Source organism: Sedimentitalea sp. XS_ASV28 (assembly GCF_041224545.1).
In the GTDB taxonomy this organism is placed as follows: Bacteria; Pseudomonadota; Alphaproteobacteria; order Rhodobacterales; family Rhodobacteraceae; genus Sedimentitalea.
The window spans coordinates 154,503-179,577 of record NZ_JBGFGP010000166.1 but is presented as its reverse complement, the minus strand read 5'-3'; the positions used below and the strand labels follow the sequence as shown (position 1 = coordinate 179,577).

Genomic DNA, 25,075 nt, shown 5'->3' with positions numbered 1-25,075 from the left:
CAACGCGAACTGCACCCGAACCCCCGCACACAGACAGGGGAAGACTTTGAGGACAACGAGATGGCAAATCCCCTAGGACTGACTTCGGCCCGGCTATTGGGCGCGGTGGCTGCGGCTGCGTTGCTGGCCGGTTGCAACGGACCTCTTGATTACGACCTGCGCGGTCAGCTCGGTGCCTTCAACACCACCAACGCCGCCCGCAACGTCACCGCGAGCAGGCCCGCGCCCGATGCGCGCGGGATCATCTCCTATCCCAACTATCAGGTGGCCGTAGCGCGGCGCGGCGACACCATAAACGATGTCGCGGCCCGCGTGGGCCTGCCCGCTGCCGAACTGGCAAAATACAACGGCATCGAGCAGAACGTGACATTGCGCGACGGCGAAATCATCGCCCTGCCCCGTCGTGTCGCCGAGCCTGCCGGAACGGTGGATATCGCCACGCTCGCCGGTGATGCGATCGACAATGCCCCGGACACCTCGCAGGTCCAGACCAGCACCCTGCCGCCCGCAGGCGCCCCGGCAACCCCCAAACCTGTGACCAAGACCGAACCGCTGCGGCACAAGGTGGTGCGCGGGGAAACCGCCTACACGATTTCCCGGCTTTACAACGTGTCCGTCAAATCACTGGGTGAGTGGAACGGGCTTGGCCCGGATTTCGCCATCCGCGAGGGACAATATCTGCTGATCCCCGTCGCCGGCGCAAGCAGCCCGAGCCGGAGCGCGAGCGCGGTTACCCAGCCGGGCAGCGGCTCGCCGACGCCGACCCCGCCAAGCGCAACCGCGCCCCTGCCCGACGAAAAGGTCGCGGCAAACGTGCCGGAGCCGCAGAAAACCAATGTCGGAACCCCCACGCAAACCAGCAACACCGCCATGGCGTTCCCGTTGCAGGGCAAGATTATCCGCACCTATTCCAAGGGGCGCAATGAAGGGATCGACATTGCAGGCAGCCCGGGCGCATCGGTCACCGCCGCCGCCAGCGGCTCGGTCGCCGCAATCACCCAGGACGCGGATCAGGTGCCGATCGTCGTCGTGCGCCATCCCGACAACCTGCTGACGGTTTATGCAAACGTGGACAAGATTGCCGTGAAGAAGGGCGACAGCGTCACTCGGGGGCAAAAACTCGCGCAACTGCGCAGCGGCGAGGATTCATATGTGCATTTCGAGGTGCGCGACGGGTTCGAGAGCGTCGATCCCATGCCGTATCTGGAGTAACCTTGGCGACCGCACAAATGGCGCTTGACCTTTGTCCGGCCGGTTTCACTAACTATAGGTAGAGTGAAACCAAGGGAAACGCATGATGAAATACTCTGTTCTTCTCGGCTTCGCTGTCGCCGCGCTCCCGATTTCCTCCGCGGCACAGGATTGCCGGTGGTCCGGCGGCTCCTACCGTGGTCAGGAAATGTCTTTTGAAGTCCGGATCGACGTCAACGCGGATTGTACTGAAATGACCATGACATCATCGGGCAATGATGGCGTGCAACCGACGGATGCCGCGCAGACCTTTCCGCTGAGCGATGGCAAGCATGGGTGGGTTGCCGACGTCAACGGCGTCAACGCCACGCTCGCAAAAGACGATGATTTCGTGACCTTCTTTGGCGAGGGGATTGACGTCCGCGTCGAAATGCACCCCTTGGAGTGATCGTACCACGCGGGTCGTGCCCCGGTTCGGGGGGGCTGGACGGATAAGCCGCTTGTCAGGTCAGGCTGACACGGTGCCGCCCGGCGAGATCGGTAAAGAACTGCCACGCCACGCGGCCTGAACGCGCGCCTCGGGTCGCCTGCCATTCAATCGCTTCCGCGCGCAGCGTTTCCGGGTCGGCTGCGACCCCGTATTCGGCGCAATAACGGTCGATCATCGCCAGGTATTCGTCCTGCGTACAGGGATGAAAGCCCAGCCAAAGCCCGAACCGGTCGCTGAGCGAAACCTTTTCCTCGACCGCCTCGGACGGGTTTATGGCACTGGACCGCTCGTTTTCGATCATGTCGCGCGGCATCAGATGGCGGCGATTGCTGGTGGCATAGAAGGCGACATTCTCGGGCCTGCCCTCGATCCCGCCGTCCAGCACCGCCTTGAGGCTCTTGTAATGCTGGTCGTCATGGGAAAACGACAGATCGTCACAGAACAACAGGAACCTGTAGGGCGCGGCGCGCAGATGGTTCAGCAGGCGGCTGACGCTGGGCAGATCCTCGCGCTGCAATTCCACCAGCTTGAGGCCCGGATGGTCTTGCAGCACTTCGGCGTGGATCGCCTTGACCAGGCTCGACTTGCCCATGCCGCGCGCGCCCCAGAGAAGCGCGTTGTTCGCAGCGTAGCCCCCGGCAAAACGGCGCGTGTTGTCCAGCAACGTATCGCGCGCGCGGTCGATCCCCACCAGAAGACCCAGACCCACCCGGCTCACCTGTGGCACCGGTTCGAGCCTGTCGGGCTCCACATGCCAGACAAAGGCGCTGGCAATATCGAAATCCGGGGCTGGCATCGGAGCCGGCGACATCCGTTCAAGTGCCGCGGCAATCCGGTCCATCGGGTCATTGATCACTTGTTGTCTTCCTCGTCCAGTCCCGCCATCGCCGCATCCGCGAGGTCCTCGTCGTCATAATACCCGTCGGCCCGCAACTGTTCCTCGCGCTTGGTCTCCACCCGACGGACCAGAAAGATCGAAATCTCGTACAGGCCGTACACCACGGTGAACAGGATGATCTGGGTGATGACATCGGGCGGCGTGACAAGGGCGGCAAGCACGAGAATGCCCACAACCGCGTATTTGCGCACGTTTCCAAGGCCGTCGGCACTGACCAGCCCCGCCTTGCCCATCAGCGTCAGCAGCACCGGCAGCTGAAAGCAGAGACCGAAGGCGACGATGAACTTGATGGTCAGGTTCAGGTATTCCTGCGCGCTGCCCTGGAACACCACGCTCAGCGGCGCGGCGGCCTCGCCTGTCAGGGCCTCGCCTTCGGCACCGAATTGTTGAAAGCCAAGGAAGAAATCATAGGCCAGCGGCGTCACGACGTAAAAGGCAAAACCCGCGCCCAGCAGGAACATGAACGGAGACGCCACGAGGAACGGCAGGAACGCGCCCTTTTCGGATTTGTAGAGCCCCGGGGCCACGAACCGCCACATCTGCAGGCCGATATAGGGAAAGGCCAGCAGGAAGCCGCCCAGAAGCGACACCTTGATCGCGACAAAGAATCCTTCCTGCGGGCTGATGAAGATCAGGTCGCAATCCTGTCCCCGCTCGGCCAGAACTTGGCACAGAGGCGCGGTCAGGAAATTGAAGATCGGCGTCGCGACGGCGAAACAGGCCACCATGCCGATGAGAAAGGCGACAACCGAATGGATCAGCCGGCTGCGCAATTCGGCCAGATGCTCGATCAGCGGCGCGCTGCTGTCGTCTATTTCGTCGGTCTGGCTCATGTCTTGCTTTCCGGGCTGTCCGTCAGCGCGGCCTCGGCCGCATCCGCGCGGGCTTGTGCTTCGGCCGCCTCGCGCCGGAGCCGGTCTGCCTTGGCGCGGGCGGTGGCGGCCTGAATCTTCTTGGCCTGTTCCGCACGCTCTTCGGCCAGCTTCCCGGTTTCACTGCCAGACTCGTATTTCTTGGGATCGAGCTTGGTTGGATTGAGGCTGTCGGTCAGGTCGCGCGTCGCGTCCTTGACGCCGTCCATCACGCTCGACATCGGGTTGGTCGCCGATTTCATGCCCTTGGCCACGTCCCGAATACCCGATTCCTCGGCGGCTTCGTGCATGGCGCTGGAAAACTCGCGTGCCATCCCCTTGGCCTTGCCCACGAACCGTCCCACATTGCGAAACAGCACGGGCAGGTCCTTTGGCCCGACCACGATCAGTGCCACGATGCCAATGACCAGCAACTCGGTCCAGCCCAGATCGAACATGCGGTGTTACGCCTTGTCCTTGTCGGTTTCCGGCGTCACGTCGCGGGCCAGCTCGGACGGGTCTTCGTCATCCTCTTTCTGGCCTTCGCTGATGCCTTTCTTGAAGGATGTGATTCCCTTGCCCACTTCGCCCATCAGCGAACTGATCTTGCCCCGGCCAAACAGCACCAGCACGACGATTGCAATCAGCAAGATGCCGGGAAGGCCAATATTGTTCAACATGTCCGTCTCCTCAGATTCGTGCAGGTCGCGAGTCATCGCCGCGCTGCAAAATTCATCCGTTTTCTAAGCGCCCCAGCGCCTCCACAAAAGCCGGATCGGCCCGAAAGTGCCGCAGGTCGCGCCGTTCGCCTGCGGAAAACCGGCAGCGCCCGGTATTCCTGACAGGTTTTTGTCAGTTTCTATGGACAATGCATCCTCCTCGTGCCACCAAGCCACATGGCCCGCACAGACCGACTTGTGACCCTGATCAACCTGCTGCGTGACGGAGCGTTGCACCGGGCACAGGATCTTGCGTCCGGGCTGGGGGTTTCGGTGCGCACCGTCTATCGCGACATGGATCGTCTGCTTGCCGCCGGGGTCCCGATACAGGGCACGCCCGGCACCGGCTACAGGATGGCCGATACGATCGCGCTTCCGCCGCTGCACCTGTCGCCGGCGGAGCTCGACGTGTTGCAACTGGGAATTGCCATCGTATCCGAGGCCGCCGACCCCGCGCTCAGCGCTGCGGCGCAGACCCTGACGCAAAAGATCGACATGGCGCTGCCAGCCGAAACCGTTGCCGAGGCGGATGCGTGGAAAACCGCACTGACCCCATTGGCGAACGCGGCGCGCGGCCTGTCGCACATGGTCAGCCTGCGCAGCGCCATTGCCGGACGGCAAAAGCTGCGCCTGTCTTACCGCGACACGGCGGAGCAGACCCGACAGGATACAATCCGTCCGCTGAAACTCGAAAGCTGGGGGCGGGTCTGGCTCCTGACCGCCTGGAGCGAGACCGGCAGCGCATTTCGTGATTTCCGCGTCGATCTGATCGAAACCGCGACTCCCTTGCCCGAGCTGTTCGCCGACGAGCCAGGCAAGCGCCTGTCCGACCGGGTCTGATCAGGCGGGAAACACGAAACAGCGGTCGCGCCGGATCGTCAGCCACATGACCTTGCCCGCCGAGGGCAGGAAGACGTTGGGAACCGTGGCCTTGATCACCGAACCGTCGTGCGACATGCGAAACTCGACAAGGCTTTCATGCCCCATGAACCGTGCCCGTTCGACGACACCCCGCGCCGCCACCCCATCGGTGGGGGTGGGCAATGGCCCCGACCCGCCACGGTCGAAATCGATGCGCACATGCTGGGGCCGGAATACGATGTCCACATCGGTGCCATCGGGAATGCCCGGCGCAAGAAACTGGCCAAAGGGGGTATCCGCAAGCGCCCCGTTCACCTGAGCGCGCAAGACATTGGTATCGCTGAAGAACGATACCGCCGCACGATCGACGGGCCGGGTATAGACATTATATGGCGCGCCTTGCTGCACGATCCGGCCATCCCGCATCAGGGCGATTTCATCGGCCATGCGCATCGCCTCTTCGGGCTCGTGCGTGACAAGCAGGACGGCGGTGTCCTCTTCCTTGAGCAGGGTCAGGGTTTCGTCGCGAATGCCATCGCGCAACCGGTTGTCGAGCCCCGAGAACGGTTCATCCATCAACATGATCCGTGGACGCGGCGCCAGTGCACGGGCCAGCGCCACCCGCTGTTGCTCGCCACCCGAAAGCTGGTGCGGATAGCCGTCGATGAATTGCAACAGGTCGACCCGCCGCAACAATTCCTCGACCCGCGCGCGCTTGTCATCCCGCGTGCCGCGCAAACCGTAGGCGACATTGCCCGCGACGCTCAGATGCGGAAACAACGCGAAGTCCTGGAACATCAGCCCGATTTCTCGCCGCTCGGGCGGCACCCGGAAAACGGTGTCGCAGACCAGCTTGCCATCAACCCAGATTTCGCCGCTGTCTTGCATTTCGACCCCGGCAACCATGCGTAGCGTCGTCGACTTGCCACAGCCCGACGGACCGAGCAGGCAGGTCACCTGTCCCGGTTCGATACTGAGCGAGACATCATTCACCACCGTGCGCCCGTGGAATTTCCGCGTCAGATTGCGGATTTCGAGCCTGGGCGCGGAGCGCGCTGGGGCAGGTTGCGCTGTTCTGACGTGCTCCACCGGGTTCCTCTTGGACGTCGCGATCATGGTCGTCGGGTATCAGCGCAGATAACAATCCCCACGCCCCTGCGCAACCTAGCGTGGCGCAAAGACCGACCAGCCGGTGCGCAGCGCCAACCGTTCCAGCGCCCGCGAAGCCAGATGCGAGTTGCCGACCGCATTCAGGCCGGGCGACCAGCAACTGATCGCCGCCTGCCCCGGCACCACTGCCATGATGCCGCCGCCGACACCGCTCTTGCCCGGCAGGCCGACACGAAAGGCGAATTCGCCGGAACCGTCATAGTGCCCGCAGGTCAGCATCAGCGTGTTGATCTGTCGTGCCATCCGCGCGGAAATCGCACGGGGTCCGCCCGGCGACAGGCATCCGTCAAACGCGAGGAACCGCGCGGACGCCGCCAGTTGTTCCGTCGTCATCGCAATTGCGCAATGGTGAAAATATACGCCCAGCGTCTGTTCCGGCGGACTGGTGATGGTGCCAAAGCTGCGCATGAAATTCGCCAGCGCGGCGTTTTGGAACCCCGTCGCCAGTTCCGAACGCGCCACGTCGGGGTCGATGGCGATATCGTCATCGCTGGCCAGGAACCGCACGAAGCGCAGGATTTCGCCCAGGGCTTCCTTGGGCACGAAGCTGCCCAGGATACTGTCGGTGACGACGATTGCACCGGCATTGATGAACGGGTTGCGCGGCAGTCCCTTTTCATACTCCAGCTGCACGATCGAGTTGAACGGATCGCCCGACGGTTCGCGCCCGACCCGGCTCCAGAGACGATCCCCCAGACGACCGAGGCCAAGCGCCAGCGTGAATACCTTGGACACGCTCTGGATCGAAAAACGGGTCTGCGCATCGCCTGCCGAAATCGTCTCGCCGTCGCGGGTGATCACCGACAGCGCAAACTGGTTCGGGTCGATGCGCGCCAGCGGCGGAATGTAATCCGCCACCTTGCCCCGCTCGGTCTCTGCGGCCATCTCCTCGGCGATGTCGGTGACGATGTCACGCAAACGCTCGCTGCTCAGGTCCTGCTTTGCCATGCGTTAATCCGCAATCAGTTCGAATAGTGCCTCGGCCCGCACCCGTCCATTGATCTGAAGTTCGACGCGATGCGGCCCCGGATACAACCGGAATGTGGTGGCGTCGCCCTTGAGCTTATGCGATTTGCGCAGATCGCTCGCGGTGCCTTGCGCAAGGTCGAGCTGTTTCAGCTTGAACACCTTGGGGGCCAGTTCGCCATTGGCGCGGCGCCGCCAGAACACGTAGTCGACCAGCGCACGCGCCCCCGTCGCCGAGCGCAGCGTTGCGGACATCGCCAGCGCATCGCCAATTGCCACGCGATCGGGCACATCAAAGCGCAGCACCTCGATATCCGCACCCGCATCGAAGCCCAGCAAGGAGAGCGCCCGCGCATCCCCCGCCTTGATGAGCCCGCGCAGGGCATGTTGCGTCATCCAGTCAAGCTCCGCGCGCTCCTGCATCGCCTGTCCGGCCCAGTGCTCCAGCCGGTCCATGACAAGAGCCGGGTCTGTCTTGCTGATGTCATTGAGGTGGTTGGCAACCGAGCGGGTGACATATCGCGTCCGGTCCGCATGCAGCACATCGAGCAAGGGCAGCGGCGCGGTGAGGTCGATTGCCACCGATTGCCCCCAGGGCAGGCGCGGGCGGCTGCCTTCGCTTACCAAACGGCGCACATGGTAATTGGGATGGCGCGCCCAACTTTGCATCCGCCCGAGAACAAGGTCCGGCCAGCGGTTCAGAAACGGACGGATCGCCCATTCCATCGAGAACCGCTGGGTGATCTCCTCGAGCAGGTCCAGCGATACATCCGGGCTGTCAAGCCCGCGCAGAACGATCAATTCCCCCAGCGGCGCAAAGATGAAATCCCCGAAATCATCGTCCGTCAGCGTCGGGTCCAGCGGCGGGGGCAAGGCCGCGCGCAAGGTCGGCGCGATTTCATCGAGGGGTCCGGGCAATCGCTCGCCCAGACATTCCGCGATCCAGCTTATGCGCTGTTTCAGCTCGAGTTCGGTCAGGCGCGCCATGACCTGCCGTTCGAACAGATCGCCATCGAATGCCGGGTTTGCCGCCGCGAAAAGACCGGCCAGATAATGCACCTTGCCTGCGTTGAACAGCTGATCCTTCAGCGAAAACCCCTGCGCCATGCTACATCGTCACATTGGTCGCGCCACCGTCGAGCAGGATGTTCTGCCCGACGATGAACCCCGCGTGCCGACTGCACAGAAAGGCGCAGGCCGCGCCGAATTCCTGACGCGTGCCATAGCGCCCGGCGGGAATGGTCGCGGCCCGCTGCGCCTGTGCCTCTTCGAGCGACACGCCCTGCGCCTTGGCAACGCCTCCGTCCAGCGAAACCGCGCGATCGGTGGCGTGAATGCCCGGCAGAAGGTTGTTGATGTTGACCCCGCTTCCGGCCACCTGCCGCGCGGTGCCCGCGACATAACCGGTCAGCCCGGTGCGGGCGGAGTTCGACAGGCCAAGCGCCGCGATCGGCGCGCGCACCGACTGGCTGGTGATGTTGACCACCCGGCCCCAGCCCTTGTCGATCATCGCCGGCATCAGTGCCTTCATCAGCGCGATCGGCGCGAGCATGTTCGCATCCAGCGCCTTGATGAAATCGTCGCGATCCCAGTCGGACCACATGCCCGGCGGCGGCCCGCCGGCGTTGTTGACAAGAATGTCGACCCCCGCCGCCGCTTCGATCACGCGGGCCTGCCCCTCGGCGGTCGCCACATCGGCGGCCACGGTGACAACCTCGACACCATGTTCATCGCGGATCGCCTGTGCAGACGCCTCGAGCGCCTCGGCCCCGCGCGCGTTCATGACCAGGTTGACCCCTGCCTCTGCCAGCGCCTCGGCGCAGCCCAGCCCGAGACCCTTGCTGCTGGCACAGACCAGTGCCCGTTTGCCGGCGATTCCCAAATCCATCTCTGATCTCCCATTGATTTCTGTCCCTCGCATAGCACCGCTGCCGCCGGCAATGCCAGCGAATGCCGCGCGCCGCAGATTGCGGATGCCGATATTCTTGCGCTTGGCGCGTTCCTTACCTATACGCGCCTCATGTTGGACACCGCTTCTAATCGCCCCGAATTGCCGCCCGAAATCGCGCGCCGCCGTACCTTTGCGATCATTTCGCACCCGGACGCGGGCAAGACCACGCTGACGGAAAAATTCCTGCTCTATGGCGGTGCCATCCAGATGGCCGGACAGGTCCGCGCCAAGGGCGAGGCCCGGCGCACCCGGTCGGATTTCATGCAGATGGAAAAGGATCGCGGCATTTCGGTCTCGGCCTCGGCAATGTCGTTCGACTACAACAGGTTCCGCTTCAACCTGGTTGACACGCCGGGTCACTCGGATTTTTCCGAAGACACCTATCGCACGCTCACGGCGGTGGATGCGGCGGTGATGGTCATCGACGGTGCCAAGGGTGTCGAAAGTCAGACACAGAAACTGTTCGAGGTCTGCCGCCTGCGTGATCTGCCCATCCTGACCTTTTGCAACAAGATGGACCGTGAAAGCAGGGACGTCTTCGAGATCATCGACGAGATTCAGGAAAATCTGGCGATCGACGTGACGCCGGCCAGTTGGCCCATCGGGCAGGGCCGCGATTTTATGGGCTGCTACGACATCCTGCGCGACCGGCTTGAACTGATGGACCGCGCCGATCGCAACAAGGTCGCCGAAAGCATCGAGATCAACGGCCTCAATGATCCGGCGCTGGTCGAGCACGTGCCCGCGCAACTCCTCGATCAGCTGCGCGAAGAGCTTGAGATGGCGCGCGAACTGCTGCCCCGGCTGGATCCGCAGGCGGTGCTCGAAGGTCACATGACGCCGATCTGGTTCGGCTCGGCGATCAACAGTTTCGGGGTCAAGGAGTTGATGGACGGCATCGGCCTTTATGGCCCGCAGCCGCAGATTCAGTCGGCGCAGCCCCGCCAGATCTCGCCGGAAGAGAGCAAGGTCGCGGGCTTTGTCTTCAAGGTGCAGGCCAACATGGACCCCAAGCATCGCGATCGTGTCGCCTTTGTCCGCATGGCATCGGGACATTTCAAGCGGGGCATGAAGCTGACCCATGTGCGGTCGAAAAAACCGATGGCGATCACCAACCCCGTTCTGTTCCTTGCCTCGGATCGCGAGCTTGCGGACGAGGCCTGGGCCGGTGACATCATCGGTATCCCGAACCACGGGCAGTTGCGCATCGGTGACACGCTGACCGAGGGCGAGGCGCTGCGGGTGACGGGCATTCCGTCCTTTGCGCCCGAACTGCTGCAGGGTGTGCGCGCGGGCGACCCGATGAAGGCCAAGCATTTGGAAAAGGCGCTGATGCAATTCGCCGAGGAAGGCGCCGCCAAGGTCTTCAAGCCCTCTATCGGCTCAGGCTTCATCGTCGGGGTGGTCGGAGCCCTGCAATTCGAAGTGCTGGCGAGCCGGATCGAGCTTGAATACGGCCTGCCGGTGCGTTTCGAAGCCAGCCAGTTCACCAGCGCCCGCTGGGTTTCGGGGGACAAGGCCGCGGTCGACAAGTTCGCCAACGCCAACAAGCAACATATCGCACATGACCATGACGGCGACATCGTGTACCTGACCCGGTTGCAATGGGACATCGACAGGATCGAACGCGATTACCCCGATGTGCGCCTGACCGCGACCAAGGAAATGATGGTCTGAGCAGATGGGGATTTTCAGCGGCTGCGCACCGGTGTAAGCACAGGGTATGGACAAACGCGACGCAACCTATGACGGCGGCCTCGCGGCCATGCTTGAGCGGTATAATGCGCGCCGCAAGCCCTTCAACCCGGACGTCGTGGCCCTGCCCCCGCTTGATGCGGATCTCGACGCGCTTGCCGCGCAGGTCGTCACACAGACCGATCTGACGCCACGCACCGCGACGCGCTGGTCGCGCAAGAAGGCGCAGATTGCCTCTGAATTCCCCGGCAAGTCGCAGCTTGCCCTGTTGAACGCCCTTCTAATTTCCAACCTGCGGAAATACAGCGCCCCGCCGCACGCGGCGGCGCTGTTTCGACGTCTCTGGCTGGAACAGCACGGGCACCTGATCGATCAGCTTGATCTTCGGTGGAAAGTGTCATCGGTGATGACTTTCGCCGACCACGGCGAAACCGACGTGCAGCGACAGGTCGGACAGGCGCTGCGGATGCTGTTTTCGATGATGAAGCTCTACGAGTTCGAACGTCTCTACGGCAGAACGCCGCCCGGCGTACCTTACCCTGTCAATCGCCGCCTGCAGGTCCCTCTGCCCTTGCAGATGGGCGATTATTCGATCCGCAACGGCGGGCTTGACATCAACATTCTCGCCCCGGTCTGGGAACTCGCGCTGAGCGATCCGGGCATCGCACCGCTTGCCGATCACCTGATGCAGGAACTGAACCGCGACCCCGACAACATCTTTCGCCGGTTGCAACTGATGCGCCAGAAAATTCAGGACAGGACATGATCCGCTGGGGGATCGTTGCAACCATCAAGGCACCGACCAGCGCGGTCCTGAATTTCGTGGCGCATCACCTCGAACTGGGCGCGCACCGGATATATGTCTATCTCGACGAAGCCGATCCCGCGACATTCGCCCTGCTCAAGGAGCATCCAAAGGTCCGTGTGAAGACATGCGACGACGCCTACTGGGCCGAACATCCAAGGCATCCGAAAAAGCACCAGGTCCGACAGTCGGCCAATGCCACCCATGCCTATGCCCGGGCCGAGGTCGATTGGCTGGCCCATATCGATGTGGATGAATTTCTGTGCCCGAAGACCTCGCTTGCGGATCAGCTTGCCGCCCTGCCCGAAACCGCCCAATGTGCCCGCATCTATCCTGCCGAGGCGCTGGCCGGGGACGGCACCGCCTTCAAGCTGACCAAACGACTCCCCTACGAGCGCGCGGCCAGCGCCGAGCAACTTTATCCCACTTACGGAAAATATCTCGAAGGCGGGTTTCTCAGCCATGTCGAGGGCAAACTCTTTGCCCGCACCGGCCTGAAAGATGTGATATTTCGCATTCACAATCTGCTGCACGGCGACATCAGGAACCCCGGCAAAGCCGTGCTCGACGACACGATCCTGTGCCACTGCCACGCCCGGAGCTGGGACGCGTTCATGGCCGCCTATAAATTCCGGCTGGAGCGCGGCTCGTACCGCGCCGACCTCGCACCGATGCGCGTGGAGCGTCGCAACAGAATGACCATGCATCAACTGCTTTCGTTGATCACGAAGCACTACGGAGAGCAAGGGTTGCGCGCTTTCTATGACGAACTCCACGCCGATACCCCCGACCATCGCCGGCGCCTTGCCGAACAGGGTTTGCTGCATCTGTGCGACCTGCAACTCGATCAATCGCGCCGGAAACAATTCCCCTCGTATTGAGAACCGAATGCCCGGACGGAAACAATCGTCAATTCGCACAGGAATTTGACAGCGCAGTTTGACCGCTGCGTCCCTTTTTGTTAATGCAGCGAGACGAGCCAGCATGCGCACAAGCGCAGGACCGCTGTGGTCCGGCTCTGACAGGACGGCGGGCCCAGAAAGTGTCCGCAACACACGGACACAAATGACAAAATTTTCAGAACTGAACCTGAATCCAAAGGTACTCAAAGCAATTGACGAGGCCGGGTACGAATCCCCGACCCCGATTCAGGAGGGCGCGATCCCGCCCGCGCTCGAAGGCAAGGACGTGCTTGGCATCGCGCAGACCGGCACCGGCAAGACCGCGAGCTTTACCCTGCCGATGATCACCCTGCTGGCCCGTGGCCGCGCCCGCGCCCGGATGCCGCGCAGCCTGGTGCTGTGCCCCACACGGGAACTCGCCGCGCAGGTGGCCGAGAATTTCGATACCTATGCCAAACATGTCAAACTGACCAAGGCGCTGCTGATCGGTGGCGTCAGCTTTGGCGAGCAGGACAAGCTGATCGACAAGGGCGTCGACGTGCTGATCGCCACGCCGGGGCGCCTGCTGGATCATTTCGAGCGCGGCAAGCTGCTGCTGACCGGCGTTCAGATCATGGTGGTCGACGAAGCCGACCGGATGCTGGACATGGGGTTCATCCCCGATATCGAGCGCATCTTTTCACTGACCCCCTTTACCCGGCAAACGCTGTTCTTCTCGGCCACGATGGCCCCCGAGATCGAGCGCATCACCAACACCTTCCTGTCTGCGCCAACGCGCGTCGAGGTCGCGCGCCAGGCGACCACCAGCGAGAATATCGCGCAATCGGTGGTGATGTTCAAAGGCAGCCGCAAGGATCGCGAAGCCAGCGAGAAACGCAAACTGCTGCGCGCCCTGATCGATGCCGAAGGCGAAAAATGCACCAACGCGATCATCTTCTGCAACCGCAAGATGGACGTGGATATCGTCGCCAAGTCGCTCAAGAAATACGGCTATGACGCGGCGCCCATTCACGGCGACCTCGATCAAAGCCAGCGCACCCGTACCCTCGACGGATTCCGCGACGGCACCCTGCGCTTTCTCGTGGCTTCGGATGTCGCCGCGCGCGGGCTCGACGTGCCCAGCGTCAGCCATGTGTTCAACTTTGACGTTCCCGGCCATGCCGAGGATTACGTGCACCGGATCGGACGCACCGGTCGCGCCGGGCGTGATGGCACCGCGATGATGATCTGCGTTCCGCGTGACGAAAAGAACCTGGATGATATCGAAAAGCTGGTGCAACGGGAAATCCCGCGACGCGACAATCCGCTGAAGTCCGAGGCCAAGACCACCAAATCGGACAAGGACGACACGGCACCGAAACCGGACACCCGCAGCAAGCCGAAGAAGTCCGATGTCGCACCCAAGGGTGCCGCGAACAAGGCAAAGGCAGAACAGGGCGGTGCGTCCTCGCGCGGGCGCTCGTCCGGTGGCGACAAGGTCGTCGGGATGGGCGATCACCTGCCCAGCTTCATCGCCCTCAGCTTTGAAGAGCGCCGGGCCGGGTAACCCGCCCCGCGTGATGTACCGCCAGCGCAACCGGAGCGGATTACCGCATCCGGCTGATCACTACCGTCACTTCGGGTTTTTTGCCGATCTCGGCCTGGGCGGTTTGTCGGGCGGTGCGGCGCAGCGCCTCTTCCAGCTTGTCGTCGTCGCGCAGGGTCTTGTCTCCGGCGCGCCCAAGGAACTGGCTCAGATCCTCTTCCAGCACCTCGACCAGCAAGGCGTTTGACCGTCCGGTTTCGGCCAGCCCGACGGTGTCGCACCACGGCTCTCCCAACGGCTCGTCCTGCTCGTCCAGAATGACCGTCACGGTCACATGCCCGTTCAGCGCCATGCGGATACGATCGCGTATGATCCCGTCCAGCGCGCCGATCTTTACCGATCCATCCAGGTAGGTCCGGCCGGTCTCGACATATTCCGCGACGCTCGGTGCATTGCCGGACAAATCCATCATCATTCCATTGACCACGACGGCGGATTGATAACCGCGCTCTGTCGCAAGGCGCGCATGTTCACGCAGGTGGCGATGTTCGCCATGCATCGGAATCACCATTTGCGGGCGAACGATGTCATGCATCCGCTCGATATCCGGGCGATTGGCATGGCCCGATACGTGGTATTTGCCACTGCTGTCGTCCACCACGTCCACGCCCATTTCGCTGAACTGGTTGATCACGCGGATCACTCCGCGCTCATTTCCCGGAATCGTCTTGGACGAGAACAGGAACATGTCCCCCTCCTTCATCTGGATGCCGCGGTACTTGCCCCGTGCGAGCTGCGCACTTGCGGCGCGGCGCTCGCCCTGACTGCCGGTAACCAGCAACATCAGGTTCTCGCGCGGGATGTCGCGCGCGGCCTCGTCGCTGATCGTGGTCGGAAAGCCGGACAAGACGCCGGTCTCTCTGGCGGCTTCGACCATCCGTTCCATGGCGCGGCCCAGCAGCACGATCGAGCGCCCGGCCCGGTGCCCCGCCTCGGCCAGCGTCTTGACCCGCGCCACGTTGCTGGCAAAGGTCGTCGCGACGACCATGCCCGCCGCGCCCGCAACCAGCTCTTCGAGCGCCGGACCAAGCGACAGTTCCGAACGCCCCGGATCGGGCGAAAACACATTTGTGGAATCACAGACCAGCGCGCGCACGCCATCCTTGCAGACCTCGGCCCAGAGCCCCGGATCAAACGGCTCGCCCACGACCGGCGTCGGATCGAGCTTGAAATCGCCCGTGTGGATCACCCGCCCGTCCGGCGTGTCGATGACAAGTGCGCCGCTTTCGGGAATCGAGTGCGAGATGGGCAGGAAACCCACCTTGAACGGGCCGGCCGTGACCTGTTCAGGCCAGGCCGAACAGGTCCGAACCGCGTCCTCTGGATGGCCAAGCTCTGCCATCTTGCGGCGCGCGATATTGGCGGTAAAGGCGCGGGCATAGACGGGCGCGGCCAGATCGCCATAAAAATGCGCGACCGCCCCCACGTGATCTTCGTGCGCATGAGTGACAAAGATGGCATCCAGCCGGTCGGCCCGCTCCTTGAGCCAGGTGATGTCAGGCAGGATCAGGTCAACGCCGGGCGAACCGTCCATATCCGGAAAGGTCACGCCCAGATCGACAAGGATGAAACGTTCCTTGTCGGGCGCGCCGTATCCGTAGAGATAGGCATTCATGCCAATTTCGCCCGCCCCGCCAAGCGGCAGGTAAACCAGTCTCTTGCTTGTCATCGGGTCAGCCGTTGTCCTTGTTATACTTGTGGATCACGGTCAGGCCGTGCATCGTCAGGTCTTCTTCCATCTCGTCGAACAGATCCGCGCTGTGCTGAAACAGCGGGGCCAGCCCGCCAGTGGCGATCACCCGCATGTCCCGATCCCGCTCGGCCTTGACCCGTGTGCATATCTCGCGGACCAGTCCCACATAGCCCCAGAAAATGCCGGATTGCATACATTCGAGGGTGTTGGTTCCGATCACCTTTTGCGGAACGCTGATATCCACGTGCGGCAGGGCAGCGGCGGCCATGTGCAGCGCCTCGAGGCTCAGGTTGACACCCGGCGCGATCACGCCACCAATATAGGCTCCGTCGCTGGCCACAACATCAAAAGTGGTCGCGGTGCCGAAATCCACGACAATCAGATCACCGCCGTGACGATCGAACGCCCCCGCCGCATTCACCAGCCGGTCGGGGCCGACCTGCGTGCCCAGATCGACGCGCGGCTCATGGGGCAGCAGGCAGTCGGGCTTGCCCACCACGATGGGCCGGCACCCGAAGAACCGATCGGAAAAAACCCGCAGGTTATAGACCACACGGGGCACTGTGGACGAGATGATCACATCGTCGATTTCCACCTCGATCCCGTAATGCTTCACAAGGGTCGAATACCACGTGAAATAGGCATCTGCGGTCCGGGCGTGATGGGTCGATGTGCGCAGGGTGCACAGAAACTGTTCGCCATCCCAGATCGAGAAGACGGTATTGGTATTGCCGCAATCAATCGCGAGAAGCATCCGCAACCCCCTCAGAAATAGACATCGGCCGCCGGGATCGTCACGCGGCCTCTGCTGGTGTTTAGAACAAGGTTTCCCTGGGCGTCCACCGTCTGGAACGTACCGGTGGTTTCGCTGTTCCCGGTGCGTGCGGTGATCACCTCGCCCAGCCGCGCCGCCCGGTTGAGCCAGGCGGTACGGATCGGCTCGAACCCGTAGGCTGTGAACGCGGTTTCATGGCGGGCATAGGCGGCGGCCAGAAAGGTCAGGAAAGTTTCCGCATCAACCCGCGCTCCGGTCGACGAGAGCAGCGAGACAGGAGGCACCGCACCCGGTTCCACCATTTCCGATGACGGCGCATCGACGAGGTTGACGCCAATTCCGATTGCCAGATGCCCTATCCGTGGCCCCCGCCCCGAGCTTTCAAGCAGTATGCCCGCCAGCTTGCCGCCATTCAGCAGGACATCGTTCGGCCATTTCAACTCGAACCCCTCGTTGCGGCCACAGACGGCGACACAGGCATCAAACAGCGCCAGCGAAGCCACGAACGAGCGGAGCGCGGCAACCGCCGGCGGCTCCTGCGGAAACAGCACCAGTGTCGCCGCGAGATTGCCCTCCGGATTGGACCAGGCCCGGCCACGACGACCCCGCGCGGCGGTCTGGCGATGTGCCATGATCCATTCCGGACCGGCGAGTTCCGGCGCGATGCGGGCCGCTTCGTTCAATGTCGAATCGACTTCGTCAAGCACACGGCGACCATAGCCATCGGGCCACTGGGTCATGCCCATGTCGCCGTCGCGGTCATGGTGTGCGGACGGAAAAGGCCAAGCCGGCTCACTGAAGCAACGTCGCCGCCGCCGCGGCCGCCGCGCCTTCGACGCCGAACATGTTGACGATACCCAGCAACATCACGGCAGCCGACGCCATCAGAAATCCCCAGAGCACGGGCGAGGCGTTGGTTTCCAGCTCGGCACCCTCGTCGCCGAAATACATGAAATAGACGATCCGCAGATAATAGAAGGCCCCGATCACCGAGGCGATGACACCGGCAACCGCCAGCCAAGCCAGGCCACCATCATAGGCCGCGCGCAGCACGTAGAACTTGCCGAAGAAACCGAGCATTGGCGGCACGCCCGCCAGCGAGAACAGCAAGATCAGCATTGCCAGCGCCCGCCCGGGTTCGCGCCGGGCATAGAGATTGAGGGCGCTGATTTCGGTCACTGGACGCCCGTCCTTTTCCATCATCAGGATAAAGGCAAATGTTCCGACGTTCATCGTGACATAAATCGCCATATAGATCAGCATTGCCTGCACACCGAACTCGGTGCCGGCGGCAAGCCCCATCAGCGCAAAACCCATATGCGCAATCGAGGAATAGGCCATCAGCCGCTTGATGTCGCGCTGTCCGATCGCGGCGACGGCCCCGACGAACATCGACAGAACCGAAAGCAGGGCAATCACCTGCTGCCAGTCGGCAACCGCATGGCCGAACGCGTCATGCAACACCCGCGCAAACAGACCCATTGCCGCCATCTTGGGCGCGGTCGCAAAGAAAGCGGTCACGGGGGTGGGCGAGCCTTCGTAGACGTCCGGGGTCCACATGTGGAAGGGGACGGCACTGATCTTGAACGCCAGGCCCGAGATCACGAAAATGAGACCGAAGAGCAGACCCAGCGACACATCGCCATGCTGCGCAGTCTGGATGATCCCCGCGAACAGGGTCGTCCCGGCATACCCGTAAACCAGCGACGCACCATAGAGCAGCAACCCCGAACTCAGCGCGCCCAGCACAAAGTATTTCAACCCGGCCTCGGTGGATTTCACGCTGTCCCGACGCAACGCGGCAACGACGTAGAGCGCCAGCGATTGCAGTTCGAGGCCCATGTAGAGCGACATCAGGTCGCCGGCGCTGACCATCATCATCATGCCGACCGACGCCAGTGCGACGAGCAGCGGGTATTCGAAGCGAAGCAGCCCCCTGCGCGACATGTAATCCTGACTCATCAGCAACACAGCCGCGGCCGACATCAGGATCGTGACCTTGGAGAAACGGGCAAACCCGTCATCCACGAACATGCCTCCAAATGCGATGCTGGTGCCGATGTCCCGGGTGGCGATGAAAATGCCAAGTATCACCATCAACGCAGAGGTCGCCCAGACAAGTGCCGGGCCGAGCCGGTCCTTGCCGGTATAGGCCGCGCCGAGCAGAGCCAGCATTGCAAACACCGCCAGCACGATTTCCGGAATGATTACGGTCAGATCAGCCTGGATCATAGGTCCGGCCCCCTCAATTCGATGCAAGCTGATTGGCGGTTTCCGCCGCCGTCAGCGCAGTGTCATAGCTCGCTAGCAGAGCCGTGGTCGATGGACCGATGATATCTGTCACCAGCGACGGGTATACGCCCAGCAGCAGCGTCATCACCACCAGCGGCGCAAAGATCGCGCGCTCGCGGCCCGACATGTCCTGAATGGTGCGCAGACTCTCCTTGATCAGATCTCCGAACACCACGCGCCGATACAACCAAAGAGCGTAGGCCGCGCTGAAGATCACACCGGTCGCCGCAACGGCTGTAACCCAGGTGTTGACCTGAAAGGCACCCATCATCGTCAGGAATTCGCCGACAAAACCGGAGGTGCCGGGCAGGCCCACATTGCCCATCGTGAAGAACATGAAAACCAGCGCATAGGCGGGCATTCGCACGACAAGCCCGCCATAGGCGTCGATTTCGCGGGTATGCATCCGGTCATAGATCACGCCGACACAGAGAAACAGCGCCGCCGAGATGAAACCGTGGCTCAGCATCTGAAAGATCGCGCCATCCACACCCTGCTGGTTCGCCGCAAAAATGCCCATGGTGACAAAGCCCATATGCGCGACAGACGAATAGGCAATCAGCTTTTTCATGTCTTCCTGCACCAGCGCCACAAGCGACGTGTAGACGATGGCGATCGCGCTCATCCAGAGCACCACGGGAGCCATGACATCCGCCCCGACCGGGAACATCGGCAGGCTGAAGCGCAGGAACCCGTAGCCGCCCATCTTGAGCAGGATTGCAGCCAGCACCACCGAACCGGCGGTCGGCGCCTGCACGTGCGCATCCGGCAGCCAGGTGTGAACCGGCCACATCGGCATCTTGACCGCGAAGCTCGCGAAAAACGCGAGGAACAGCAGCGTCTGCATGCCCCCGACGATCTGCATGCCCATCAGGCTGAAGGTCTCGCTGCCAAACTGGTGGGTCAGCAGGATCTCGATATCGGTCGTGCCGGCATCCGAGAACATGGCCACCATCGCCACCAGCATCAATACTGAACCGAGGAACGTGTAGAGGAAGAACTTGAAGCTGGCATAGATCCGGTTCTTGCCGCCCCAGATCCCGATGATCAGGAACATCGGGATGAGGCCCGCCTCGAAGAACAGGTAGAACAGCACCAGATCGAGCGCCGTGAACACGCCGAGCATCAGCGTTTCGAGCAACAGGAAGGCGACCATGTATTCCTTGACCCGCACGGTCACATTCCAGCTCGCCAGAATGGTAAGCGGCATGATGAAGGTGGTCAGCATCACGAACAGTACGCTGATACCGTCCACGCCCATCTTGTATTGCAGCCCCAGCAGCCAATCCGATTGCTCCACGAACTGAAAGCCGGTGTCGTTCGGGTCGAATTCGAAATAGATGCCCAGCGACACGAGGAACGTCACGCTGGTTGCAAACAGGGCGACATACTTGGCATTGCGTTGCGCCGCCTCGTCATCGCCGCGCAGGAAAACCACCAGGATCAGCGCCGCCAGAGCCGGAACGAAGGTGACTATGGAAAGGATGTTATCCATCAGTTCGCTCCTCCGCCGATCGACATCCATGTGACAAGCGCGGCGACACCAAGCACCATCCAGAACGCGTAGGTAAAGATGAAGCCGGACTGCGCACGCCCTGCGAGCCGGGTAAAGAACGGCACGATGCCCATCGCCACGCCATTGAGGAAGCCGTCGATCAGGCCGACATCCCCGCGTTTCCAGAGCAGGCGACCGATGCGAAGCGCGGGTTTCACGAAGAGCGCGTCATAGAGCTCGTCGAAATACCACTTGTTCTTGAGGAAGAGGTAGAGCGGCCGCTGGTTCTCGGCGAGCCGCGCCGGAAGTGCCGGATTGACGAGGTAGAACCAGATCGCAATCCCGAGCCCCAGCAGCATCGCGACAAAGGGCGACACCTTGACCCAGGCCGGTGCCGCATGGGCATCGTCCAGAACGTGGTTGTCCGGTGCGAAATACAGCGCGCCGTCGCCCGGTTCACCGGCAAAGACGTAATGATGCTCGCCTTCCGTCGCCTCGCCCTGATCCGCTTCGCTGGCCTCTGATTCCGTGCCATGATCGGCGGCCTCTTCGGGCTGCTCCTCGGTCCCATGCCCGCCATTTTCATCCGATGCCGCCGCCTCGGCGACCGGAATACCGTAGAATTTCCCCACCTGATCGGCGTGACCAAAGAAGCTGCCGTACCAGAGCATGCCCGCAAAGACCGCACCAAGGCTCAGCACACCCAACGGGATCAACATCACCATCGGGCTTTCATGAGCGTGCTCATGCGTGTGCTTGTCGCCGCGTTCCTCGCCAAAGAAGGTCAGGAAGATCAATCGCCAGCTGTAGAAACTGGTCATGGCCGCCGCGATTACCAGCATCCAGAAGCCGTAAGCTGATCCACCCGCATAGGCGCTCTCGATGATGGCGTCCTTGGAGAGGAAACCGGCAAAACCGATCGTGGTGAGCGGAATGCCGACACCGGTGATCGCCAATGTGCCGATCATCATCGCCCAGTAGGTATAGGGGATTTTCTTGCGCAGGTTGCCATAGTTGGTCATGTCCTGCTCGTGATGCATGGCGTGGATGACCGAGCCGGCCCCCAGGAACAACAGCGCCTTGAAAAACGCGTGGGTAAACAGGTGGAACATCGCAGCCGAATACATCCCGACACCGGCGGCCACGAACATATAGCCAAGCTGGGAACAGGTCGAATAGGCGATGACCCGCTTGATATCGGTCTGAACCAGACCCACGGTGGCCGCGAAGAACGCGGTGGACGCCCCGAGAACAGTGATGAAGGCGGTGGCACCGGGCGCAAATTCAAACAGCGGCGACATGCGGCAGACAAGGAACACCCCCGCAGTCACCATTGTCGCGGCGTGGATCAGCGCCGAAACCGGCGTCGGGCCTTCCATCGCGTCGGGCAACCATGTGTGCAGGAAAAGTTGCGCCGATTTCCCCATCGCGCCGATGAACAGCAACACGCCGATCAGGTTTGCGGCGTTCCACTCCGCCCACAGAAAGCTGAGCTGTGTTTCGGCAAGCACAGGAGCGGCATCGAAGATGTCGTTCATGTCGATGCTGTCCACCAGGAAGAACAGCGCGAAGATACCGAGTGCAAAGCCGAAATCGCCAACCCGGTTGACCACGAAAGCCTTGATCGCGGCGGCATTGGCCGAAGGTTTGCGATAGTAGAACCCGATCAGCAGGTATGACGCGACGCCCACCCCTTCCCAGCCGAAAAACATCTGAACGAGGTTGTCGGATGTCACGAGCATCAACATCGCAAAGGTAAAGAAAGACAGATAGGCAAAGAACCGGGGCTTGTAGGTTTCACCTTCTTTCCACTGGGGATCATTGTCCATGTAGCCAAAGCTGTAGAGATGCACGAGCGCGGACACCGTGGTCACGACAATCAGCATGATGGCGGTCAGACGGTCCATACGGATCGCCCATTCGGTCGCCAGCGTTCCGCTTTCGATATAGCGCAGCATCGGGATTTGCGACGTCACACCATCAAAGGAAAAGAACACGACCCAGGACAACAGGCAGGACAGGAACAGCAGACCGGTCGCCACCCACATCGCCGCGGTTTCGCCAATGAACTTCCACCCGAACCCGCAGATCAGGGCACCGAGAAGCGGAGCAAAGAGGATGATGGTTTCCATATGTCTCTCAGCCCTTCATCATGTTGACGTCTTCGACCGCGATGGTGCCACGGTTGCGGAAGAAGCAGACCAGAATCGCAAGGCCGATTGCAGCCTCGGCAGCGGCCACCGTCAGCACGAACAGCGTGAACACCTGCCCGACCAGATCGCCAAGAAAGCTCGAGAACGCCACAAGGTTGATGTTTACCGCCAACAGCATCAGTTCGATGCTCATCAGCAGGATGATCACGTTCTTGCGGTTCAGAAACAGGCCGAAAATGCCGATGACGAACAAGGTCGCCGCAACCGTCAGGTAATGTTCAAGTCCGATCATGTTTCACCATTCCAGCAACGGATAACCGTGCTTCCTGCATGCGTGTTGGGCCAGCGCTGCGACCTCGGAGTTTTCCTCGATCTGGTTGAGGTTGAAACCGAGTGAATCGAGCGGAAAGGCCTCGGGCGGGGTCTCGCCCGAATAGACCGAGGCATAGCTCTTGTTCGCGCAATCGAAACTGTGAACGGCATGGGCGCTTCCATCCGCGCCGTCCTTGCGCGAGTGAAGCTGCACAAAACCGTCACCGAAATCCTTGCTGGCGATCTCGTAATCCCTGTCGACCTGTTGCGGTGTGGTGATCGGACTCTCGGCCGATACGGCACTTGCCAGAAGCAACTGGCACCCCGCAAGGATCATGCCGACGCGGCGGGTCGTGGTAGAGGTACGAGTCATCGGTTAAAGCCCCTGCCCGGGTTTGACGTCTTTCAACTCCATCGCGGCGGCCGGATCGCGCATGATCTGCGCAACCACGTTCTGCCGCTTGATGTCGGTCCTGTGGCGCAGGGTCAGCACGATTGCACCGACCATCGCCACCAGCAGGATCAGACCCGCCAACTGGAACAGCAGAAAATACTGATCGTACAGGATCAGGCCCAGGGCTTCGGTATTCTGCCGGTCAACCGGGATGACTTGCGTGCGCAATTCGCTGGCGGCGTGACTGCTCTCCCATACGCCGAAGGCCATGACCAACTGCATCAGGATCACCAGCCCGATCAGCAGCGCAAGCGGCATGTAGCGCGCCATCTCGGCCTTGAGTTCGGCAAAATCCACGTCCAGCATCATGACGACGAACAGGAACAGGACCGCCACCGCGCCCACATACACGATGACCAGCAGCATCGCGACGAATTCCGCGCCCAGCAGAACGAACAGCCCCGCCGCCGAAATGAAGGACAGGATCAGCCACAGCACCGAATGCACCGGCTGGCGGCTGATGACGGTAAACAGGCCGCCGGCGATCACGCTGATCGAAAAGAGGTAGAAGGCAAAAACGCTCATGACTTGTCCTCCTCTGTCTCGCCCATCACCTCTTGCGCCAGTTCCAGCGCCCGGGTCATGGCGGGAATGCCGGCAAAAACCGACATCTGGCCGATGGTTTCGACGATTTCCTGCTTGCGCGCGCCCGCGGCAATGGCGTGGCGCACGGTCTGGCGCACCGCGGTATCTGCCTGCGCGCCCTGCATGGTCAAGCCGCAGAGCGTGATCAGAAGTCTGGTCTTGGCATCCAGCCCATCCTTGTTGACCGTATTGCCGAACATCAATTCCATCGCCTCTTTGGGCATGGTCGGCCACAAAGCCTCAAACCCTTTTGGCGAAAAGCTCTCGAGCGCCGGGTTCAGCGCCTTGGCCATCTCCTGGGCCTGTTTCATCATGGCCTCGAACGGATTCTGCGGGTCACTCATCGTTCATGGCCTCTTCCTCGAATACTTCAAGCGCCGCGTTCTTCGTGTTGATGACGGCCGGAAACCCGCCGTAAAGCGCCATCTGGAAAATCACTTCGCCGATTTCACTCTGCCTGGCACCCACCTTGCGTGCATTGGCGATATTCACCTTGAGCTGCGGCCGAGTCTGACCACCCAGAGCCGTCGGTGCCGCGACGGTCGCCGGCAGGCGGGTTTTCTCGTCCAGCCCCTCGCGCGCACAGAACCGCCCATAGGCCACGTCGAAGATGGTCCGCGACAGTCCCGGCACCAACGCGTCATAGCGTCTGGCCAGCACGGCCTCCATCCCGGGATTGACCTTTTCCGCCAATTCGCTGCCACGTGCATAGGTGCCTTTATCGGTGCCTGCAGTATTCATCGGTACGGCGCGTCCAGCTCCAGGTTCCGGGCGATTTCGGCCTCCCACATCTCGCCATTGGCGAGCAGCTTCTCCTTGTCATAGAAAAGCTCTTCACGGGTTTCCGTGGCGAACTCGAAATTCGGCCCCTCGACGATGGCATCCACCGGGCAGGCCTCCTGACAGAAGCCGCAATAGATGCACTTGGTCATGTCGATGTCATAGCGCGTGGTGCGGCGGGAACCGTCTTCGCGGGGTTCCGCATCGATAGTGATCGCCTGTGCCGGGCAAATCGCCTCGCACAGCTTGCACGCAATGCACCGCTCTTCGCCATTGGGATAGCGGCGCAGCGCATGTTCGCCCCTGAAACGCGGGCTGAGCGGCCCCTTTTCGTGCGGATAGTTGACCGTCGCCTTGGGCGCAAAGAAATACTTGAGGCCCAGTTTCATCCCGACCACGAAATCCCAGAGCAGGAAGTACTTGGCCGCGCGGGTATAGTCGATATTCGCCAT

Annotated in this window: 27 protein-coding genes; 7 read left to right on the top strand and 20 right to left on the bottom strand. The window is 61.9% G+C overall.

Annotated elements, in window-relative coordinates:
- The first annotated feature begins 60 nt into the window (after positions 1–60).
- Both AB9K34_RS19925 and AB9K34_RS19920 read left to right on the top strand, forming a co-directional pair.
- A complete protein-coding gene (locus AB9K34_RS19925) occupies positions 61–1,212 on the top strand; it encodes a peptidoglycan DD-metalloendopeptidase family protein (RefSeq protein WP_369956243.1) in 1,152 nt (383 codons plus the stop codon).
- Positions 1,213–1,297: 85 nt separating this feature from the next.
- Positions 1,298–1,639, top strand: a complete 342-nt coding sequence (locus AB9K34_RS19920) for a hypothetical protein (protein ID WP_369956242.1) — start codon at positions 1,298–1,300, stop codon at positions 1,637–1,639.
- 55 nt (positions 1,640–1,694) lie between these two features.
- Here the strand turns inward: AB9K34_RS19920 and AB9K34_RS19915 are convergent, their stop codons facing one another.
- The 4 genes from AB9K34_RS19915 to AB9K34_RS19900 are packed head-to-tail and all read right to left on the bottom strand — an operon-like array spanning position 1,695 to position 4,110.
- On the bottom strand, positions 1,695–2,522 hold the full coding sequence (locus AB9K34_RS19915; RefSeq protein WP_369956497.1) for an ATP-binding protein: 828 nt from the start codon (positions 2,520–2,522) through the stop codon (positions 1,695–1,697).
- 11 nt (positions 2,523–2,533) lie between these two features.
- A complete protein-coding gene (tatC, locus tag AB9K34_RS19910; protein WP_369956241.1) occupies positions 2,534–3,412 on the bottom strand; it encodes a twin-arginine translocase subunit TatC in 879 nt (292 codons plus the stop codon).
- Positions 3,409–3,888, bottom strand: coding sequence for a Sec-independent protein translocase protein TatB (gene tatB, locus AB9K34_RS19905; RefSeq protein WP_369956240.1), 480 nt, complete (start codon positions 3,886–3,888; stop codon positions 3,409–3,411). Before tatB ends, tatC begins: the two co-directional genes overlap by 4 nt.
- Before the next feature lie 6 nt (positions 3,889–3,894).
- On the bottom strand, positions 3,895–4,110 hold the full coding sequence (locus AB9K34_RS19900; protein ID WP_369956239.1) for a twin-arginine translocase TatA/TatE family subunit: 216 nt from the start codon (positions 4,108–4,110) through the stop codon (positions 3,895–3,897).
- Positions 4,111–4,326: 216 nt separating this feature from the next.
- Between AB9K34_RS19900 and AB9K34_RS19895 the strand changes: the two genes are divergently transcribed.
- Positions 4,327–4,989 (top strand): helix-turn-helix transcriptional regulator, encoded by a 663-nt coding sequence (locus AB9K34_RS19895; protein ID WP_369956237.1) that lies wholly within the window; start codon positions 4,327–4,329, stop codon positions 4,987–4,989.
- Here the strand turns inward: AB9K34_RS19895 and AB9K34_RS19890 are convergent, their stop codons facing one another.
- The 4 genes from AB9K34_RS19890 to AB9K34_RS19875 form a co-directional block, all read right to left on the bottom strand.
- Positions 4,990–6,099 (bottom strand): ABC transporter ATP-binding protein, encoded by a 1,110-nt coding sequence (locus tag AB9K34_RS19890; RefSeq protein ID WP_369956236.1) that lies wholly within the window; start codon positions 6,097–6,099, stop codon positions 4,990–4,992.
- Positions 6,100–6,174: 75 nt separating this feature from the next.
- A complete protein-coding gene (locus AB9K34_RS19885) occupies positions 6,175–7,128 on the bottom strand; it encodes a glutaminase (RefSeq protein WP_369956235.1) in 954 nt (317 codons plus the stop codon).
- Positions 7,129–7,131: 3 nt separating this feature from the next.
- Complete coding sequence (locus AB9K34_RS19880; RefSeq protein ID WP_369956233.1) at positions 7,132–8,253, bottom strand: hypothetical protein; 1,122 nt, start codon at positions 8,251–8,253, stop codon at positions 7,132–7,134.
- Position 8,254: 1 nt separating this feature from the next.
- On the bottom strand, positions 8,255–9,034 hold the full coding sequence (locus AB9K34_RS19875; RefSeq protein WP_369956232.1) for an SDR family oxidoreductase: 780 nt from the start codon (positions 9,032–9,034) through the stop codon (positions 8,255–8,257).
- Between the two features lie 132 nt (positions 9,035–9,166).
- Here AB9K34_RS19875 and AB9K34_RS19870 point away from each other — a divergent pair, with 132 nt between their 5' ends.
- The 4 genes from AB9K34_RS19870 (at position 9,167) to AB9K34_RS19855 (ending at position 14,045) form a co-directional block, all read left to right on the top strand.
- The gene (locus AB9K34_RS19870) at positions 9,167–10,774 is read left to right on the top strand and encodes a peptide chain release factor 3 (RefSeq protein WP_369956231.1); all 1,608 of its coding nucleotides are present in this window, start codon (positions 9,167–9,169) and stop codon (positions 10,772–10,774) included.
- A gap of 46 nt (positions 10,775–10,820) precedes the next feature.
- Positions 10,821–11,558 (top strand): hypothetical protein, encoded by a 738-nt coding sequence (locus AB9K34_RS19865; RefSeq protein WP_369956230.1) that lies wholly within the window; start codon positions 10,821–10,823, stop codon positions 11,556–11,558.
- The gene (locus tag AB9K34_RS19860) at positions 11,555–12,478 is read left to right on the top strand and encodes a glycosyltransferase family 2 protein (protein ID WP_369956228.1); all 924 of its coding nucleotides are present in this window, start codon (positions 11,555–11,557) and stop codon (positions 12,476–12,478) included. Before AB9K34_RS19865 ends, AB9K34_RS19860 begins: the two co-directional genes overlap by 4 nt.
- A 184-nt stretch (positions 12,479–12,662) precedes the next feature.
- Complete coding sequence (locus AB9K34_RS19855) at positions 12,663–14,045, top strand: DEAD/DEAH box helicase (protein ID WP_369956227.1); 1,383 nt, start codon at positions 12,663–12,665, stop codon at positions 14,043–14,045.
- Positions 14,046–14,085: 40 nt separating this feature from the next.
- On the opposite strand, the gene AB9K34_RS19850 is transcribed toward AB9K34_RS19855, so the two are convergent.
- From AB9K34_RS19850 to nuoI, 12 genes are read right to left on the bottom strand one after another with little or no spacing between them, the layout of a single operon-like run.
- Entirely contained in the window at positions 14,086–15,753 is a 1,668-nt protein-coding gene (locus AB9K34_RS19850) for a ribonuclease J (RefSeq protein ID WP_369956226.1), read from the bottom strand.
- 4 nt (positions 15,754–15,757) lie between these two features.
- Entirely contained in the window at positions 15,758–16,531 is a 774-nt protein-coding gene (locus AB9K34_RS19845) for a type III pantothenate kinase (protein ID WP_369956225.1), read from the bottom strand.
- 11 nt (positions 16,532–16,542) lie between these two features.
- Positions 16,543–17,292, bottom strand: a complete 750-nt coding sequence (locus AB9K34_RS19840) for a biotin--[acetyl-CoA-carboxylase] ligase (protein ID WP_369956223.1) — start codon at positions 17,290–17,292, stop codon at positions 16,543–16,545.
- A gap of 52 nt (positions 17,293–17,344) precedes the next feature.
- Complete coding sequence (gene nuoN, locus AB9K34_RS19835; protein ID WP_369956222.1) at positions 17,345–18,784, bottom strand: NADH-quinone oxidoreductase subunit NuoN; 1,440 nt, start codon at positions 18,782–18,784, stop codon at positions 17,345–17,347.
- Between the two features lie 13 nt (positions 18,785–18,797).
- Positions 18,798–20,339, bottom strand: a complete 1,542-nt coding sequence (locus tag AB9K34_RS19830) for an NADH-quinone oxidoreductase subunit M (RefSeq protein ID WP_369956221.1) — start codon at positions 20,337–20,339, stop codon at positions 18,798–18,800.
- Positions 20,339–22,471 (bottom strand): NADH-quinone oxidoreductase subunit L, encoded by a 2,133-nt coding sequence (nuoL, locus tag AB9K34_RS19825; RefSeq protein ID WP_369956219.1) that lies wholly within the window; start codon positions 22,469–22,471, stop codon positions 20,339–20,341. Before nuoL ends, AB9K34_RS19830 begins: the two co-directional genes overlap by 1 nt.
- A 7-nt stretch (positions 22,472–22,478) precedes the next feature.
- Complete coding sequence (nuoK, locus tag AB9K34_RS19820) at positions 22,479–22,784, bottom strand: NADH-quinone oxidoreductase subunit NuoK (RefSeq protein WP_005984024.1); 306 nt, start codon at positions 22,782–22,784, stop codon at positions 22,479–22,481.
- Between the two features lie 3 nt (positions 22,785–22,787).
- A complete protein-coding gene (locus AB9K34_RS19815; protein WP_369956218.1) occupies positions 22,788–23,177 on the bottom strand; it encodes a hypothetical protein in 390 nt (129 codons plus the stop codon).
- Positions 23,178–23,180: 3 nt separating this feature from the next.
- Positions 23,181–23,783 carry an NADH-quinone oxidoreductase subunit J gene (locus AB9K34_RS19810; RefSeq protein ID WP_369956216.1) on the bottom strand — a complete coding sequence of 201 codons (603 nt, stop codon included), beginning with the start codon at positions 23,781–23,783 and terminating at the stop codon, positions 23,181–23,183.
- A complete protein-coding gene (locus tag AB9K34_RS19805) occupies positions 23,780–24,187 on the bottom strand; it encodes a carboxymuconolactone decarboxylase family protein (RefSeq protein ID WP_369956214.1) in 408 nt (135 codons plus the stop codon). The genes AB9K34_RS19810 and AB9K34_RS19805 overlap by 4 nt, the downstream gene beginning before the upstream one ends.
- Positions 24,180–24,584 carry a carboxymuconolactone decarboxylase family protein gene (locus AB9K34_RS19800; RefSeq protein WP_369956213.1) on the bottom strand — a complete coding sequence of 135 codons (405 nt, stop codon included), beginning with the start codon at positions 24,582–24,584 and terminating at the stop codon, positions 24,180–24,182. The genes AB9K34_RS19805 and AB9K34_RS19800 overlap by 8 nt, the downstream gene beginning before the upstream one ends.
- On the bottom strand, positions 24,581–25,075 hold the full coding sequence (gene nuoI, locus AB9K34_RS19795) for an NADH-quinone oxidoreductase subunit NuoI (RefSeq protein ID WP_369956212.1): 495 nt from the start codon (positions 25,073–25,075) through the stop codon (positions 24,581–24,583). Before nuoI ends, AB9K34_RS19800 begins: the two co-directional genes overlap by 4 nt.